Origin of the sequence: Sphingomonas sp. (genome assembly GCA_019635535.1) — a bacterium.
Taxonomy (GTDB): Bacteria; Pseudomonadota; Alphaproteobacteria; order Sphingomonadales; family Sphingomonadaceae; genus Allosphingosinicella.
Genome location: JAHBZH010000001.1, coordinates 2,478,918 through 2,495,018, shown reverse-complemented (window position 1 = coordinate 2,495,018; position 16,101 = coordinate 2,478,918). Strand labels below are relative to the sequence as shown.

Here is a 16,101-nt window from a genome sequence, read left to right as displayed (position 1 = left end):
ATGCGTGTCGAGGCTGGCGGTGCCCAGCTCGACGAGCTCGATTGTCTGATCGCGTTCCATGGCTTTCTCCTTCAGCCGCACCAGTTGCGGCGGGGGAAGGATGGAGGCCGGGGCCGGGGGCACGAAGCTTATTCAGCGGCTATAATTCGATTGTTTGGCCGCGGGGACATCCGGCGCGGCGGCGTGCGACCGCCGCGCCGGGGCGGACGGTCACTCGTCGCTGATGCCCGCCTTGTGCCAGAGGCCGGTCGGCTCGATCATGTCGCCGAGACCGCCCTGGGTCACATGGCTGGCGGTGCCGAGATCGACGATCGCCGGCGCGCTGTCTTCGCGTTCCATGGCTCTTCTCCTTGCGCCGCGCAGAGTCGCGGCCTCCCCAGGCTAGGTTCCGCTGGTCCGAACCCGAAGCAAATATGCCGGCTATTTGATCGTTGTTTCAGGCATGCCCGGGAGGTGGCGCCAGGCGAGCAGCAGCTCGGGGACCTGGCGCTGGCGGCGCCGGTGATAGGCGGCGACCTCGCGGCGCAGGGCGCCGGCCTCCCAGGCCGCGACGAGGCTGCGCAGCACGAGGATCTCGTCCTCGAAATCCGCGAACACCGCGCGCTCGGCGAGCCGGAGAGGCGCCAGCCTGTCGCTCATATTCTCGACCGCCGCCTCGAGCTCGGGATTGCCGTGCCGACGCGCCACAAAGCGGAACAGGTCGGCGGCATGCCACGCGGTGAGGTCGCTCGCCGATACCGTCGCGGCGCGTCCGTGCGCCCGGTCCGCGCGCATGCGGCCGCAGGCCCCGCGCAAGGCGAGGCCGAGCAGCTCGGCGTTCCATCCGTAGAGATCGCGAAGCTCGGCCTCGGTCGGCGCCGGAACCCGGAAACCGTTGTGGCGGGGCGCCTCGACGATTCTCTCGCCGACGAGCCGGTGGAGCGCATCGCGAACCGGGGTGATGCTGGCATTGAGGTGCTCGCCGATCGCGACCGGCTCGAGATGGGCGCCCGGGACGAAGGCGCCGCTCAGGAGCTGCTCCTTGAGAGCGAGATAGACCCGGTCGAAAGTGGGGCCGGGGTTCATCCGGCCTCCGGGCCCGGAGGCGGCGGATCCGTCATGCGGCGATCGGCGGCACGCTTTGCTGGGCGGCATGCGCGTCCACCGCCTCGACCTGTTCCGGCCGCAGCGCGTCGATCGCCGCGAGCCGTGCGGGCGGGTCTCGCCGCAGCAGAACGGACGGGCACTGGCCTTCGAAATTGCCGAGATTGGGGCGGTGCTGGCGGTAGCCGACGAGCGCGGCGAGCTCGGGCGGGAAGGCGCGGGCGATTTCGGGCGGATAAGCGAGGAACTGGTTCTCGTAGGTCTTGAGCCAGCCAAGGCTGTAGCCCGCGATCATGCCTCGCCGCACTTGGCGGCTTCGGTTCGCGCCCGCCGCGTGCAGGGTCGAGCCGAGCATGAGGAGCGCCGAGCCGGGACCATATTCAGGGACCTCCTCGCCGGCCGGCGGCTCGGGGAGCAGGGCGCGCGGCCCGTGGCTTTCCGGCCAGACGCGGGTGGCGCCATTCTCGCGCGTATAGGGCGTGAACGGCCACATCACGTTGACGAGATACTCGACCTCGCCGGCCGGGCCGCGCCACATGTCCTGGTCTCGGTGCGGCATCTGGGCGAGCGCGCCGGGATGAACGGCGATCGCCTGGGTGAGGTTCAGCTGGATCGTGTCGCACCAGGGCGAGAGGACGCGCTCGACGATGCCGAGCACGAGATCGTGCTGGACGAGCACGGCCGCGAAGGATGAGCGCGCGAGCAGGCGTCCGAAGCGTTTCGTGCGCTCGCCGTAGAAGCGACCTTCGCAGAACGGCGTGGCCTCGAAATCCCCGGCGAGATCGGCGTCGAGCGCGGCGATCGCCGTGGCAGGCAGCAGGTCCGGGATGATGCAATAGCCGTCGGCGAGCAGGCGCTCGGTCCAGCGGTCGATCGCGGCCTCGAGCTGCGGCGTGTTGGAGAGTCGCATCGGCTTTTCCTTCAGGCTGCCTGGAGAAGACGGAGCGGCTCGAGCCGGGCGGGCCGCCAAATGCCGTTCGCCGCGAGCAGGTCCGGCGTCTCCGGCGAGATGTCGATCCTGAGCGCGCCCAGCAGCTTGCCCTCGACGAGGCGCGGCAGGCCGAGCGGTCGGCAGCGCCAGCCGAAGGCGAGGATCTGCTGCAGCCAGCCCATCTCGGCGACGCCGGTATAGGTGGCGATCGAATGTTCGAGCGCGTAGCGCACGAGCGCCGAGACGAGGATGTTGCGCGCCTCAAGCCGCTCGGCGGCGCTTTGGCCGCGATCGAGGCAGAAGCGCGTGATCTCCAGCACGTCGTCGCCGCGCGGCGGGGGCGCCGCGCAAAGCTCCGGGAACAGGGTGTCGAGGATGTGCGGGCGGGTCGTACCGAGCAGCCGGGCGGACGCGGCATGGCCTCCGTCGCCGCAGGCGACGATCAGATAGGCGGCATGCTCGTCGTCGAACCGGTCGACCTCGAAGCGGCCTTCGAGGACAGGCACGTCCCATTTGAGAAGGTCCACGAAGACCCGCTTGCGGGCCTCGAACATGGGGCGAAGCGGCGGTTGTCCCGAGGGATCGGAAGTACGTTCGGCAAGGGTGACCATGTCTTTCTCCGGCTGGATGACATGGCCGAACTGGCGCCGGCGGGGTGCCGGGCGCCATTCCCAGAAATGGGCATTGTCAGCGCTTCAGGACGTCGGTGAAGCTGATCGATCCATCGAACAGCGCGTGGACCGCCAGCATTGCCCTCTTCGGAACCCCATAACGCTCACGGGCCAGCTTGAGATGGCGCACGACCGTCTCGTGCTGGATGCCGAGGATGCGGCTGATCTCCCAGTCCGACTTGCCGCGCGCGACCCACAATATGCATTCGCGCTGGCGGTCGGTCAGACTGGGCCGCGGCGCCGTGACCGGCGTGCGCACCCGCCACAGGCGCCGCGCCGCCTCGAACGCGAACGCGCCGACGAGCTGGGCGACGGGGAGATCCTCCTCGCGCAGCGTCCTTCCCCTCGGATTGGCGAAGGAGCAGGAGCCGTGGGTCTCGCCGGGCACATTGGCGGGGACGGTGAAGCCGTCTCCGATCCCCTGCGCCTCGCCGCGCGCGAGGATCTCATGGTCGCGCGGCGTCAGCGCGATCATCCGGGGGATTTCGGACCAGGCGAAGCCGACGCTGGTCATATGGCTCGCGCGGTGGACCGGGTCCGACACGCCGAGGCTGTGGGCGTCATAATATTCGACCCAGGCGTCGGGATAGTTGTGCAGGCGGATCGCCGGCTGCGGGGCGCGCAGGATGTCGACATGGTGGGTGAGCGCGAAATAGGCGAAGCCGAGCTCCCGCGAGACGATTTCGAGGGCATCGGAGAGCTCGACCTCTGTATTGGTCGCGCTGACGTCGCGAAGAAAGGCCTCCGCTTGTTCGAACGTTCCCATTACGCCCCGTACACGGCGGGACCGGAGGGACGTCGCCAAGCCGCCTTTGTCCCCGATCTCGTTCCCTTGCCGCGACCGACCCGTTCTCAAGCGGGCGCCGGGGCACCGATGATCATGACGACTTTAGCTGTTCCAGATAAGTTGCCAATCGATCAACCGGTTATTTCGCGATTATATCGAGCTTGCTGTCCTTTCTGCATCACGTCGCGGCGGGGGGCCAAGGTGCGCGGGTGGCCCTCTCCCGACTGATCGACGTCTTCGAGGCCGGGGCGGCGCTCTGCGCAACCGACCGCGATCTTAAGCATCTGCTCGATGATGCGACCCGCGAGCTCGGCTTCGATTTCTTCGCGCTGCTTCACCATGCCAGCCTGGAATCCTCGAGGCCTCGGCTCATCCGGCTCGACACCTATCCCTCCGGCTGGGAGGCAGAGCTCGGCGAGCTCGGCCTGATCGGCGCCGACCCGGTCCATCAAGCCAGCGTCCGAACCAATATCGGCTTCGCCTGGTCGGAGCTGCCGCAGCTCGTCCCGATCGGCAACCGGCAGCGCGAGCTGCTCGAACGGGCGAAGCGCTTCGACATAGGCGACGGCTTCACCGTCCCGGTCAACATACCGGGGGAGCCCGCCGGCTCCTGCTCGTTCGCGGTGCGAACCGACACGGAATTGCCCGTGCGGCGGCTGCTCTGCGCCGAGCAGATCGGCGCCCATGCCTTCCGGGCGGCGCGGCGTCTCCACCATTACACCGATCTCGGCCGCTGCCCGCATCTCAGCCGCCGCGAGCGGGAGTGCGTGCGGCTGCTCGCCGCCGGGAAGACCGACTGGGAGATTGCCGCGATTCTCGGGATCGGCGTCGAGACCGCCCATCACTATGTGAAGCGGGCGCGTGCCGCTTACGACGTGGTCAGCCGCGCGCAACTCGTCGCCTGCGGGCTGAGGGACGCGGTGGTCAGCTATGACGAGGCGATTCCCCCCTGTCGGTGACTGGGTTGCCGGCGCGCCGGGGACGGGGAGCGCGCGCCGCGGCGAAAGGAGGCACGCGCTTGAATCGACGGCCTGGTTCGCCTCCGCATAGAGTCTGGCGTCGTCTTCCCCCGAACTTCTCGGCGAGCGGCGTGTAGGCGAGATTGTGCTGCGAGCCGACCTTCGCCGTCGAGCGGCCGGTCACCCCCTCGCCGACCCGCATCGCCTCGAGCAGGAGCGGCTTGGCCTGTCCTGTGCGCTGGAGCGCCGGCCCGGCTTACACCTACACGCGCGATGCCGGCCGGGCACAGGAGATCGAGGCCGAGGTTGAGCTTGCCGGACGCCTCGGGCTTGTGGCGGGCGGCACCGGACTGGTCCTTCCTCGTCGGGCGGAACGGCCCGCTCCTCAGGCCTCGAAGTAGCTCGACACCAATGCGAACAGAACGAACCCGCCGACGATGGCCATGACCGAGCGCTTGGTGTCGCACGCGGCTTCATGGGCCTCGCCCATGATTTCCTCGGTTGCCGCGACGAGCAGAAGCCCTGCGATGAATGCCAGTACGATCAGCTGCACCCTTTCGTCCTGGCCGCGCAGCAGGAGCCACGAGGCCAGTGCAGCGATCAGGATCGGCACGGCGAAGGATGCCGACATCAGCAGTCGCCGCGATCGCGGCATGCCCTTGTCCTTGAAGTTGGCGACCGCCGCGAAGCCCTCGGGAATATCCGCGGTCACCTGCCCGATGGCGAGAACCAGCGCGAGCTCGAACGAGAGCGAGGAGCCGGCACCGATCAGCAGCCCGTCGCTGAACAGGTCGAGCGAGACGGCTGCATAGATCATCCAGGCGCCCGCCGATCTCGACACGGCCCGCACAGGCTCCGGATTCGGCTTGTTCGTGCTTCGGCTGGTGAGCTTTTCAACCGACGCGTCGAGGAGCAGGAACGCGCCGCCGCCGGCGAGAATTGCGAGCCCCGCGGCCCAGGGGGGGAGCCCTTCGAAGGTTCGCGGCACCAGCTCCATGGCGATGACGCCGAGGACGATTCCAGCGGCGGCATGCAGTGTCAGCGACAGGTTCGCGCGCGTCGTTCTGATCGCTTCGGCAAGGAGGCCGCCGGCGAAGTTTCCCGCTGCCGGAAGCAGGGCCAGCAGGATGATCTGGAACAGCTCCGGGACCTTCGATTCTCCTCAGCTATCAGGGATCGAACAACGGCGCGTCCAGGGGGTTCCTGGGATGAGCCCGGAGGGGTCAGTCGCAGCCGGCGCCGCCGCCGTCATCGGCCACGCACGGCTCCAGGGTCGCATGTTCGATCGAATGATGCTCCAGGAGCCGCTTCCGGACTCGCGCCTTCAACAGCTCGAACTCGGCGATGGTCGCGTGGACCGGAACGAGATGGGCCTCGAGCGCCCGGCGATGCTCGTCGAGGTTCCAGATATGCAGGTGGTGAACGCTGGCGACCCCCTCGACGGCCTCCAGCTGACGCAGAATCGCGTCGAACTCCACGTCGTCCGGAACCGCATCCATCAGCAGCTTGACCGTTTTGGGGAGAAGGGAGAGGCCTTGGTATAGCACATAGGCGGCGATTGCCGCCGTCATCACCAGATCAGCGATGTAGAGCCCGTAAAGCACGATCAGCGTCCCGGCGATGATGACGCCGACGGAGGCGAGCGCATCCGAAACATTGTGGAGAAAGGCCGCCTTGATGTTGAGGCTGCCCTTCGTGCCCTTGTGGACGAGGACGGCAGTGGCGACGTCGATCGCCAGCGCGATGCCGGCGACGATGACGACCGTCCAGCCTTCGACCGGCTGTGGATCGAAATAGCGGCTCACCGCCTCGATCAGCAAGTACAGCCCGATGATGACCAGGGTCGTAAGGTTGATCAGTGCCGCGACGATCTCGGCTCGCCCGTATCCGAAGGTCATCAGCTTGTCGGCGGGACGTCTGCCGATCTTGCGCGCGAACAGGGCTAGGCCGAGCGAGGCGGCGTCGCTGAAATTGTGCAGCGCATCGGCAATCAGCGCGAGGGATCCTGAAACGATCCCGCCGATGATCTGGGCAACGGTCAGCCCGACATTGACGACGACCGCCCAGAGGAGGCGGCTATCGCTCATGTCGTGAGCGCCATGATCGTGCCCGGCGCTCATGCCCGGCCTCCCGCGCCGCGCAGCCACGCTTCCGCCTGATCGCTTGCACCGCGGTCGAAGAATCGCATCTCGCCTGGAAACAGGGGATCGGTCAGCTCCGTTCCCCACCTCTCCCAACCTTTGTCACCGACAATGGCGATACGGCCGAACTGGCTGCGGTGGCGGCGATCGAAGCTCAGGTCGCTCCAGAGCGCACACGGGGTCCACCCGGAAAAATCGGGGCCGAGCTCGATCAGCATCGGCGTCGGTCCGCTCCGGGCAAGAGCCTCGAAGCGCGGCTCGAACCGCGCGAGGTCGTCGGCCGTCAGCTTTCCCTCGGCCAGGATGCGCAGCACCCCGTCGTCACGTCTGTCGATGGTCAGCATCCTTCATCTCTTTGCAGCCGCACCCGCCTTCATTCGGCCGGCAACGGGCTGCCGAGCCGATCTACATCCCCATATTCGCCAACCTCGTGGCGCCTGCCTCGAACGTGCAGCAGCAGGTGGCTGATCGCCGGCAGCACGAACAAGGTGAGCAGGGTGGCGACGACGAGGCCCGCGATGACCACGACGGCCAGCGGCTTCTGAACCTCGGCGCCGCGGCCGGTGGCGATCGCCATCGGGACGAAGCCGACGGCGGGGACGATCCCGGTGATCAGAACCGCCCGAACCCGCTCCATCATGCCTTCCCGAACCGACCGGTCGACCGGCATGCCGCTCTCGATGCGCTGGCGGATGGCCGTCATCACGACGAGGCCGTTCAGCACGGTGACGCCGGAGAGCACGATGAAGCCGACGGCCGCCGAGATCGAGAAGCTGAGACCGGCCAGGGCGAGTCCGAAGACGCCGCCGGCAAGGCCGAGCGGGACCGCGGAATAGACCGCCGCGGCCGGCGCCACGCCCCGAAGCGCCATGAACAAGATGCCGAAGATCAGCAGGAAGACCGCCGGAATGACGATCGACAGCCGGGCCGAGGCGGCCTGCAGATTCTCATATTGGCCGCCCCATTGGATGAACACGCCGGGCGGCAGCTGGACCTGCTCGGCGACGCGCGCCTGCGCTTCGCGCACGAACGAGCCGAGGTCGCGGCCGCGCACATTGGCCTGCACGACGACCCGCCGCTGGCCGTTCTCGCGGCTGACCTGGTTGACGCCCTCCGAGATCTGGAACTGCGCCACCTCGCGCAGCGGAACCGAGCGGCGCGGGCCGGTGCCGCGGTCGGGCAGCATGACCGGCAGGGCGCCGACCGCTTCGAGATTGTCGCGCGTGGCATTGTCGAGCCGGACGACGATGTCGAACCGCCGGTCGCCTTCGAAGACGCGGCCGGCCTCGCGTCCGCCGAGCGCGGACGCGACGGTGTCGGCGACGTCCTCCACGGTGAGGCCGTAGCGCGAGATCGCGTCCCGGTTGAACTCGACGTCGAGGGTGGGAAAGCCGGCGGTCTGCTCGACGCGCAGGTCGGCCGTTCCCTCGACGCCGCCGATCACCCTGGAGACCTGTCCGGCGACGCGCTCCAGGACTTCCAGATCGTCACCGAAGATCTTGATCGCGACGTCGCCGCGCACGCCGGCGATCAGCTCGTTGAAGCGCATCTCGATCGGCTGGCTGACCTCATAGGCGTTGCCGGTGAGCGTGCGGATGCGCTCCTCGATCCGCTCGATGACCTGATCCTTGCTGGTCACGCCGGACGGCCACTCGTCGCGCGGACGCAGGATCACGAACGCGTCGGAGATGTTCTGCGGCATCGGATCGGTCGCGACCTCGGCCGTGCCGGTCTTCGAGTAGACGAAGGCCACTTCGGGAAGCGAGGAGACCGCCCGCTCGATCCTGCGCTGCATGTCGAGCGACTGCTCGAGCGACGTCGACGGGATGCGCAGCGCCTGAACCGAAAGGTCGCCCTCGTCGAGCTGCGGGATGAACTCCTGGCCCAGGGTCAGGAAGAGCAGGCCTGCCGCCGCGAAGGTCGCGAAGCCGGCGCCGATCCACCGCCACGGCCGGGCGATGACCCGGTCCAGCAGCGGCTCATATCGCTCCTTGACCCAGCGGATCGCGCGAACTTCCTTTTCAGCGACCCTGCCGCGGATGAGGATCGCGACCATCGCCGGCACGAAGGTGAGCGAGAGGATGAAGGCGCCGACGAGAGCGAGCATGACGGTGATCGCCATCGGCGTGAACATCTTGCCTTCGACGCCGGTGAAGGTGAGCAGGGGCGCGAAGACGAGCAGGATGATCGCCTGGCCGTAGATGGTCGGACGCACCATCTCGCGCGACGCTTCGTAGACCTCGTGCAGCCGCTCGCTCAAGGTGAGCAGGCGGCCTTCTTCATGCTGCCGCTCGGCGAGACGTCTCAGGCAATTCTCGATGATGATGATCGAGCCGTCGACGATGAGCCCGAAATCGAGCGCGCCGAGGCTCATCAGATTCCCCGACACCCCATATTGGTTCATCCCGATCGCCATCATCAGGAAGGACAAAGGGATGACGAGCGCGGCGATGATCGCGGCGCGGATATTGCCGAGCAGCCAGAACAAGGCCGCGATGACGAGCAAGGCGCCTTCGACGAGATTCTTCTCGACCGTGGCGATGGTCGCCTCGACCAGCGCCGAGCGATTGTAGAGCGGGGTGACCTCGATCCCGGGCGGGAGCGTGGGAGATACCTCGGCAAGGCGCTCTGACACGGCTTGGGCGACGACCCGGCTGTTGCCGCCAGCCAGCATCAAGGCGGTGCCGACGACGATCTCGCGCCCGTTGGTCGAGGCGGCGCCGGTCCGTAGCTCGCCGCCGACCCGGACGATGGCGACGTCGGCGACCGTGACCGGCACGCCGTTTCGCGTGGCGATGGTCGCCCGGCCGATCTCGTCGGCGTGGCGGATGCGGGCATCGGCGCGCACGAGAAAGGCTTCGCCGCCGCGCTGCACGAAATTGGCGCCGACCGACAGATTGGCGCGCTCGAGCGCCTGCGCCAGCTCGGAGAAGGAGACGCCGTAAGCGGCGAGGCGGCCAGGATCCGGCTGGACGACGAACTGCTTTTCATAGCCGCCGATCGAATCGACGCCGGCCACGCCCTCGACGGTGCGCAATTGCGGGCGGACGACCCAGTCCTGGATGGTGCGCAGATAAGCGAGCCGGGAGACCTCGTCGGTCAGCCGCTCCCCTTCCGGCGTCAAATAGGAGCCGTCCGGCTGCGGACCCGGCCGGCCGGCGACGCGCGGCGCGCCGGCGTCATAATCGACCGACCACATCAGCACCTCGCCGAGCCCGGTCGAGACCGGTCCCATTTGCGGCTGGACGCCTTCGGGCAGGCTCTCGCCCGCCTGCGCCAGGCGCTCGGAGACCTGCTGGCGCGCGAAATAGATGTCGACATTCTCGTCGAACACGGCGGTCACCTGGGTGAAGCCGTTGCGCGAGATCGAGCGCGTATGATCGAGGCCCGGAATGCCGGCGAGCGACGTCTCGATCGGGAAGGTGACCAGCCGCTCCATGTCGAGGGGCGAGAATTGCGGGGCGGCGACGTTCACCTGCACCTGCTTGTTGGTGATGTCGGGAACGGCGTCGATCGGCAGCCTGAACAGCTGCAGCGCGCCATAAACGGCGACGGCGAGGGTGGCGAAGAGCACGGCCCAGCGGAAGCGGACGGCGGCGTCGAGCAGACGGTCGATCATGATAAGCAAATCCTGTCGCCGCCCCGATCGGCGGCCATGAGAGGGTCGTTGCGGAGGAAGGCCGCGCTCAATGCTCGGCCTCGCTCGCGCCGAGCTGGGACTTCAGGACGAAGGCGCCCCGCGTGACGACGACGACACCGGGCGCGAGCCCTTCCAGGATCTCGACCCGTCCGCCGCTGCGCTGGCCGACCGTGACCGGCACCGCCTGGAACCCGCCCTCGGCCTGCACGAAGACGACGTCGCGGCCCTCGACCTGCTGGACCGCTTCTTCGGCAATCACGACGCCGCGGGTCGCCGAGGCCCGCGGCATGATCCGGACCCGGACCGCCTGGCCCTGGGTAAGGCCCGCGGGCACGCCGAGCGGCTGCAGCACGACCGTGGCGGCGCGGCTCTCGGCGTCGAGGGACGGCGTCGACGAGCGCACGACGGCATCCACGGTCCCGCCGCCCGGCAATTCGACGATCGCGCGGTCGCCCGGCCGGATGCGCGTCGCGTCGGTCGACGGGACCGCGGCGTCGACCTGGATGCGGCGGGGATCGGCGACGTTGAACAATTCGGCGCCGGCCGTGACATAGGCGCCGAGCTGGGTGTCCATCTCGGTGATCCGGCCGGCGATCGGGCTGCGCACCGCGAGATAGCGTCCGCCGCCGGTGACCCCCGCGGCACGCACCGCGGCTTCGGTCCGGCGAAGCTCCACTTCCGCTTCGTCATGCGCGGCTTCGGCCGCCTCCATGTCCTCGCGCGAGGTGATCCGCTCGCGGAACAGCCGCTGCTCGCGTTGCCAGGCGGCGTGCGCCGCGCGCTCGCGCGCCGCCGCCGCGTTGCGCGCCGCGACGAAGGCGGCGGCATCCCGGCTTTCGAGCAACGCCACCGTCTCGCCGGCGGCGACCGCGTCGCCCAGCCTCTTGCTGATGCGAACGACGGCGCCGTCGGCGCGCGCCGTCAGGAGCGCCTGGCCGTCGGGCGGCGCGGTCACCGTCGCCTGGGCGAGTATTTCGGTGGCGAGCATGCTCGGCGCGAGCCGCTCGGTGCCGATGCCGGCGGCCCGGACCCGAGCCGCCGTCATCTCGACAAAACCCTCCCGGTCGTGGCCGGCCTCGGCCTTTCCCGCCGGCTCTCCGGCCGCCGGTGCCGGCCCGTCGGTCATCGAGCGGCCGATCAGGACTCCGGCCGAGCCGACTGCGAGCAAGGCGGCGGCGCCGAACGCGACCAGCTTGCGGCGATCCCGGGTCTCCCTGGTGATTTCCATGTCGATCATCCTCATTGAGCCGCGACCCGGCCGAGCTCGGCGGTCGCGAGGGCAAGGGCGAGGCGCGCATCGATCAGCGCCGCCTCGGCGGTGGTGTAGGCATTCTGGGCGTCGAGCAGCTCGATCAGGCTCGCCCGCCCTTCCCGGTAGGAGGATTGCGCGAGCCGCAGCGCCTCGAAGGCTTCGGGGATCGCGGCGCCCTCGAGCGCCCGGACGCGCGCTTCGGCCGCCTCGACGGCCGCGATCGCGTTGCGTGCGCGCACCGTGACATTCGCCAGCGCGTTCGCGCGCCGCGCCTCGGCGGCGGCGACGTTGGAGCGGGCGGCGGCGATATTGCCTTGGTTGCGATCGAACAGCGGAATCTGCATCGAGATCCCGCCGACGAGAGCCACGTCGCCGCTGCCGCGGAACTGGCGCAGGCCGACGCCGACGGCCGGATCGAGATTGCGCGCGGCCCGCTGCTGGTCGAGCTCGGCCGCGGCGATTGCCCGCTCCGCGTCGGCAAGGCGGACGTCGAGGCTGCGCCCCGCGTCGATCGTCCTTGGCTCGAGGTCGAGCAGGCTGCCGGCGACGCTCTCCGGGGGCGAGGTCGCGCCGAACAGAGCGGCGAGGGTGAGGCGCGCGGCCGCTTCGTCCGCCTGCGCGGCGGCGAGCTGCGCCGCCGCCTGGGCGGCCGCCGACCGCGCCCTCAGGGCCCTCAGCGGCGGATCGCGCCCGGCCTCGACGAGCTGGCCGGCGATACGTGCGAGCTCGCGCGCGAGGCGGTCATTTTCCTCCGCGAGCCGCAACCGGTCGCGCGCGGTGACGGCGCGCGCGAACTGCTCCCGGACCTGCCGGGCGAGGTCGGCGCGCGCGATGGCGAGCCTGAGCTCGGCGGCGGCGAGTTCTGCCCGCGCCACGCCGAGCCGCGAGCGGCGGCGCCCGCCGAGATCGAGCCGCTGGCTAATCGCGACCGTGGTCTCGAGCCCGCGCGTGCCGGCATAGTCGCCGCTGCCCGCGAAATTCTCGAGCTCGACGCTGAGCTCGGGATTGGGAAGCAGGCCCGCCTGCCGGGCGCGCGCCTCGGCGGCCGATACGGCGGCGCGAGCCGCGACGATCTCCGGCGAGCGGGACTCCGCTTCATCCAGGGCCTGAGAAAGCGTGAGGTTGGCGGGAAGGGGAGTGTCGCGCGGCGCCGGCAGGTCCGGGGCGGCCGGCGGCGGCGCCGGCGGTCCGACCGTTGGCGGAGCGAGCGGCGTTCCGACGCGCGGGGTGGCGGGCGTCGCGACTTGCGCGAGCGCCGCCGACCCGGGGGGCGACGCCATCGCCGCGGCGGCGGCCGCGGCAAGCATGAATTTCATTCTCTGGGACTCCTGAAGACACGAGAGATCCGCCGCTCGTCGGCGGAGCTAGGGCGTCTTCAGGCGATCGGGGGGCGCAAGGACTGGCCGGGGTCGGAGCCGCTCAGGACTTGCGTCTCGAACGTGCGGGCGCGTCGCGCCGGCGGCGACAGCGGCGAGCCGAACGCGGCTACCTCGGCGATGGCCGAGCAATGGCCGTGGCAGACGGCGTGATGATGGGTCGTGCCCTTGTCCGAATCGCCGGGCACCTGATCGGCATCCCCTTCGAAATGGCCGGCGGCGTCGCCGCTGATCTCGACGCATTCGAACGCCTCCGTCGCCTGCGCGGCGGTCGCCGACCAGGCGACCAGCGCCATCATCAGCACGCAGAAGAAGGCCAGCAGGCGTCGCATCGGCGGGGTCTCTAACAGCAATGGACCGCGAATGGGAAGGACGGGATCACAGCCATCGTCTCACCCGGTCGCGATAGGCCTTATAATCCGCCCCGAACCGGCGCGCGAGATAGCGCTCTTCGCGCGGGATCACGAGACGGTCGATCGCGACGACGACGAATGCGACCAGGATTGCGGCGACGAGGCTTTCGAAGAAGATGGCGATGCCGGCGGAGGTCAACGCCATGCCGAGATACATCGGATTACGGCTGAAACGGTAAACCCCCGTCCGGATCAGGGTTTGGTCGGGCTCCCACGGCTCCGGCCGGGTCCGGAAACGCCGAAAGAGCCCGAGACAAATGGCGATGAGGACGAGACCGGCGACGGCCACGACCGCTCCGGCAAATTGCGACGGATGGGTGACGTGCCGCCATTCGAGCGCATTGCCGTCGAGAAGCACGCCCGCGGCGGTTGCCGCGCCGAACACCAAGGGCGGCGGCACAAAGACGCCCGGTCCGTCCTCGTCCGTCATGCCGCACACGCCTTCGCTTCGCGCGATTGCGCCAGTTCCGAGCGCGCCTGCCGGATGATCTGAAACCCGCCGCTGAGCGCGAGCGCGGCCATGATTGCGGCGACCGTCAAATCCGGCCAGGCGGAGCCGGTGCCGAACACGCCCAGAGCGGCAAGCAGCACCGCAATGTTGCCGAGCGCGTCGTTGCGCGAGCAGATCCAGACCGAGCGCATGTTGGAATCGCCGTTGCGGAAGCGAAAGAGCAGCACGGCGACGCCCAGATTGGCCGCCAGGGCCAGGGTGCCGACGGCGCCCATCACCGCCGGGTCCGGGCTTGCGCCGGCCAGCGCCGCCCAGGCGGCGGACAGCGCGACATAGAGGCCGAAGGCGAAGATGGTCGCCCCCTTGACCAGCGCCGCGCGGGCTCGCCAAGCCAGCGCCAGCCCGACGACGCCGAGGCTGATCGCATAATTTGCGGCGTCGCCCAGGAAATCGAGCGCATCGGCCTGCAGCGAGCGTGATCCGGAAAGCGCGCCCGCCGTCAGTTCGACGACGAACATGAGCGCGTTGACCGCGAGCGCGATCCACAGCGCGCGGCACCACGCGGGCGACGATTTGGCGTCATCGGCGGGGCTGCAGCATCGGGTGGACAAGCGGAAACTCCGTCAAGGTTGCCGCGACGGCTATGGACCCTGTAGCCACTCCGGGGTCAAGCGTCTTTCATCGAGGGCGGCGGCAGGCGATGGCCGTGGCTGAAGCGGGGCGCGGCTTCCAATGGCGGTGGCGGCACCCTATGAGGCTTGTAGCCACTAGAGAGTTCAGGGGCTCGGATGCGATGAAGATCGGGGAGCTCGCAGGGGCTACCGGCGCCAACAGCGAGACGATCAGATATTATGAAAAGATCGGGCTGCTGCCGCGCCCGGGGCGGACCGATTCCAACTATCGCGACTATGGTCCCAAGGATGTCGAACGGCTCGCCTTCATCAGGCACGCTCGCGGACTCGGGTTCGAGATAGCCGACATCCGTTCCCTCATCGGTCTGGCCGAGCAGCCCGATCGGGACTGCGGCGAGGTCGATTCGATAGCCTCGCGCCACCTGACCGACGTGGAAATCAAGATCGCAAGGCTCGAGACGCTGCGGGACGAACTGAAGCAGATGGTCGAATCCTGCCGCGGCGGCCGGGTCGACACATGCCGAATCATCGAGGCGATGGGCGACCACAGCCATTGCGGACCTAGCCATCGTCCGTTGACCTAGAAGCGCCCCCACGGCGCGCGGGAAGAGCGGCGGCCGTGGGCGAGCTTCGGGCTCCTTTCTATTCGACCGCTTCGCGGATCTTCGGCTGCATGTCGGGCGTGACTTCCGCGGGCCGCGCGGGAAGCGCCGAGCTGCCGCGCTCGCCGTTTCTTTCGATGTCCTCGATGAGGATGTTCATCTCCGCGATCTCGCGCACCTGGCTGGCGATGATCTCGTCGGCGAGCTCGCGCACGCGCGGGTCGCTGATCGCGGCCTTGCGGGCGTTGTTGATCGCGATCGAATGGTGCGGGATCATCGAGCGCATGAAGGCGACGTCGCCGATCAGCGCCTGGCTTCGGTTGACCAGCAGAAGGGCGATGCCCAGCACGATCGCGCCCGCGAGGACGCCGACCTTGGCGGCCATGCCCTTGTACATCGACCACATGAAGCCGAGCATGATCACCGTCATCACGCAGCCCATCACGAACGACGCCACCAGGCGGTTCACGCTGAACGTGGCGTGGTCGAGGCTGTAGATCAGCTGGTACATGAGGAAGAACATCACGGCCACCGAGGTCGCGATCATTCCGGCAAACTTCCCCCACGACATGCTCATTTCATGCTTCTGTTCCATCATTTCCTCCGAATGGGTGATTAGCTGCCCCGGCCGGCAGCCCAAGCCGCGGCCTTCGGGGGCGTGCGACATCTCGGGACGGGCCGGTGTCACGAGGCCGCGGTCCGATCGTCCGCGACCGCAAAATGGCACCGGCTAAGCCGATCTTGGCGGCGGGGTCTCGAGGTCGCCCTGATGGGAGGCGCGCGCCGGAGCGGCCCTGGTGGCGGGCAATGGGCGCAACGCCTTGGTCGTAAGGAACTGGGGTGGCGCCGGGCAAACCGCGGCGGGCATGAACGCGGAATGGCAGCAGGTATGCGTCGACCGTTGCGGGGAATCCCGCTGCGCGTCAGGTGGCGCCTCGCAATGTCCCTGGGCCATCATCTGCAGCTGGTGGTCGGGGACCGCGGCGGCGGCTTCCCCGAGGCGCGCGAGCGCCGGCGCCGCCGCGAGCGCCAGCGCGGCCAGAGCAGCAAGGACATGTCTGATGCCTATGGCAGCACCTCGGCGAATCCTTTCTCCAGGCTGAACAAGCCGGAGAAGCGCGGGTTCCCATTGCGTCGGCGTCCCTGAGAGGGCAGCGCCGGCG

The 16,101-nt window shown here is 68.9% G+C and carries 18 protein-coding genes; 3 read left to right on the top strand and 15 right to left on the bottom strand.

Annotated elements, in window-relative coordinates; genetic code table 11:
* Positions 1 to 210 precede the first annotated feature (210 nt).
* From KF780_12895 to KF780_12875, 5 genes are all read right to left on the bottom strand, one after another.
* Positions 211 to 339 carry a benenodin family lasso peptide gene (locus KF780_12895; GenBank protein ID MBX3562695.1) on the bottom strand — a complete coding sequence of 43 codons (129 nt, stop codon included), beginning with the start codon at positions 337 to 339 and terminating at the stop codon, positions 211 to 213.
* 81 nt (positions 340 to 420) lie between these two features.
* Positions 421 to 1,065, bottom strand: a complete 645-nt coding sequence (locus KF780_12890) for a GntR family transcriptional regulator (GenBank protein ID MBX3562694.1) — start codon at positions 1,063 to 1,065, stop codon at positions 421 to 423.
* Positions 1,066 to 1,096: 31 nt separating this feature from the next.
* On the bottom strand, positions 1,097 to 1,993 hold the full coding sequence (locus tag KF780_12885) for a phytanoyl-CoA dioxygenase family protein (GenBank protein MBX3562693.1): 897 nt from the start codon (positions 1,991 to 1,993) through the stop codon (positions 1,097 to 1,099).
* A gap of 11 nt (positions 1,994 to 2,004) precedes the next feature.
* Positions 2,005 to 2,625, bottom strand: a complete 621-nt coding sequence (locus tag KF780_12880) for an autoinducer synthase (protein MBX3562692.1) — start codon at positions 2,623 to 2,625, stop codon at positions 2,005 to 2,007.
* A gap of 76 nt (positions 2,626 to 2,701) precedes the next feature.
* Entirely contained in the window at positions 2,702 to 3,451 is a 750-nt protein-coding gene (locus tag KF780_12875) for a LuxR family transcriptional regulator (GenBank protein ID MBX3562691.1), read from the bottom strand.
* A gap of 230 nt (positions 3,452 to 3,681) precedes the next feature.
* Between KF780_12875 and KF780_12870 the strand changes: the two genes are divergently transcribed.
* Positions 3,682 to 4,431 carry a LuxR family transcriptional regulator gene (locus tag KF780_12870; protein MBX3562690.1) on the top strand — a complete coding sequence of 250 codons (750 nt, stop codon included), beginning with the start codon at positions 3,682 to 3,684 and terminating at the stop codon, positions 4,429 to 4,431.
* A gap of 385 nt (positions 4,432 to 4,816) precedes the next feature.
* On the opposite strand, the gene KF780_12865 is transcribed toward KF780_12870, so the two are convergent.
* The 9 genes from KF780_12865 to KF780_12825 form a co-directional block, all read right to left on the bottom strand.
* Complete coding sequence (locus KF780_12865; protein ID MBX3562689.1) at positions 4,817 to 5,428, bottom strand: ZIP family metal transporter; 612 nt, start codon at positions 5,426 to 5,428, stop codon at positions 4,817 to 4,819.
* Positions 5,429 to 5,654: 226 nt separating this feature from the next.
* A complete protein-coding gene (locus tag KF780_12860) occupies positions 5,655 to 6,551 on the bottom strand; it encodes a cation transporter (protein ID MBX3562688.1) in 897 nt (298 codons plus the stop codon).
* Positions 6,548 to 6,916: an STAS/SEC14 domain-containing protein gene (locus tag KF780_12855; GenBank protein ID MBX3562687.1), complete on the bottom strand. Its 369-nt coding sequence runs from the start codon at positions 6,914 to 6,916 to the stop codon at positions 6,548 to 6,550. The genes KF780_12860 and KF780_12855 overlap by 4 nt, the downstream gene beginning before the upstream one ends.
* A 29-nt stretch (positions 6,917 to 6,945) precedes the next feature.
* Positions 6,946 to 10,191, bottom strand: a complete 3,246-nt coding sequence (locus KF780_12850; GenBank protein MBX3562686.1) for a CusA/CzcA family heavy metal efflux RND transporter — start codon at positions 10,189 to 10,191, stop codon at positions 6,946 to 6,948.
* 67 nt (positions 10,192 to 10,258) lie between these two features.
* Positions 10,259 to 11,440: an efflux RND transporter periplasmic adaptor subunit gene (locus KF780_12845; protein ID MBX3562685.1), complete on the bottom strand. Its 1,182-nt coding sequence runs from the start codon at positions 11,438 to 11,440 to the stop codon at positions 10,259 to 10,261.
* 11 nt (positions 11,441 to 11,451) lie between these two features.
* Positions 11,452 to 12,744, bottom strand: coding sequence for a TolC family protein (locus tag KF780_12840; GenBank protein ID MBX3562684.1), 1,293 nt, complete (start codon positions 12,742 to 12,744; stop codon positions 11,452 to 11,454).
* A gap of 95 nt (positions 12,745 to 12,839) precedes the next feature.
* Complete coding sequence (locus KF780_12835) at positions 12,840 to 13,172, bottom strand: hypothetical protein (protein ID MBX3562683.1); 333 nt, start codon at positions 13,170 to 13,172, stop codon at positions 12,840 to 12,842.
* 46 nt (positions 13,173 to 13,218) lie between these two features.
* Positions 13,219 to 13,683, bottom strand: a complete 465-nt coding sequence (locus tag KF780_12830) for an isoprenylcysteine carboxylmethyltransferase family protein (GenBank protein ID MBX3562682.1) — start codon at positions 13,681 to 13,683, stop codon at positions 13,219 to 13,221.
* Positions 13,680 to 14,222 (bottom strand): cation transporter, encoded by a 543-nt coding sequence (locus tag KF780_12825; protein MBX3562681.1) that lies wholly within the window; start codon positions 14,220 to 14,222, stop codon positions 13,680 to 13,682. Before KF780_12825 ends, KF780_12830 begins: the two co-directional genes overlap by 4 nt.
* Positions 14,223 to 14,497: 275 nt before the next feature.
* On the opposite strand from KF780_12825, the gene KF780_12820 reads away from it, so the two are divergent.
* Positions 14,498 to 14,920, top strand: a complete 423-nt coding sequence (locus tag KF780_12820) for a helix-turn-helix domain-containing protein (GenBank protein ID MBX3562680.1) — start codon at positions 14,498 to 14,500, stop codon at positions 14,918 to 14,920.
* Between the two features lie 58 nt (positions 14,921 to 14,978).
* Here the strand turns inward: KF780_12820 and KF780_12815 are convergent, their stop codons facing one another.
* A complete protein-coding gene (locus KF780_12815) occupies positions 14,979 to 15,533 on the bottom strand; it encodes a DUF305 domain-containing protein (protein MBX3562679.1) in 555 nt (184 codons plus the stop codon).
* Positions 15,534 to 15,878: 345 nt separating this feature from the next.
* Between KF780_12815 and KF780_12810 the strand changes: the two genes are divergently transcribed.
* Positions 15,879 to 16,085 carry a hypothetical protein gene (locus KF780_12810; GenBank protein MBX3562678.1) on the top strand — a complete coding sequence of 69 codons (207 nt, stop codon included), beginning with the start codon at positions 15,879 to 15,881 and terminating at the stop codon, positions 16,083 to 16,085.
* Positions 16,086 to 16,101 lie beyond the last annotated feature (16 nt).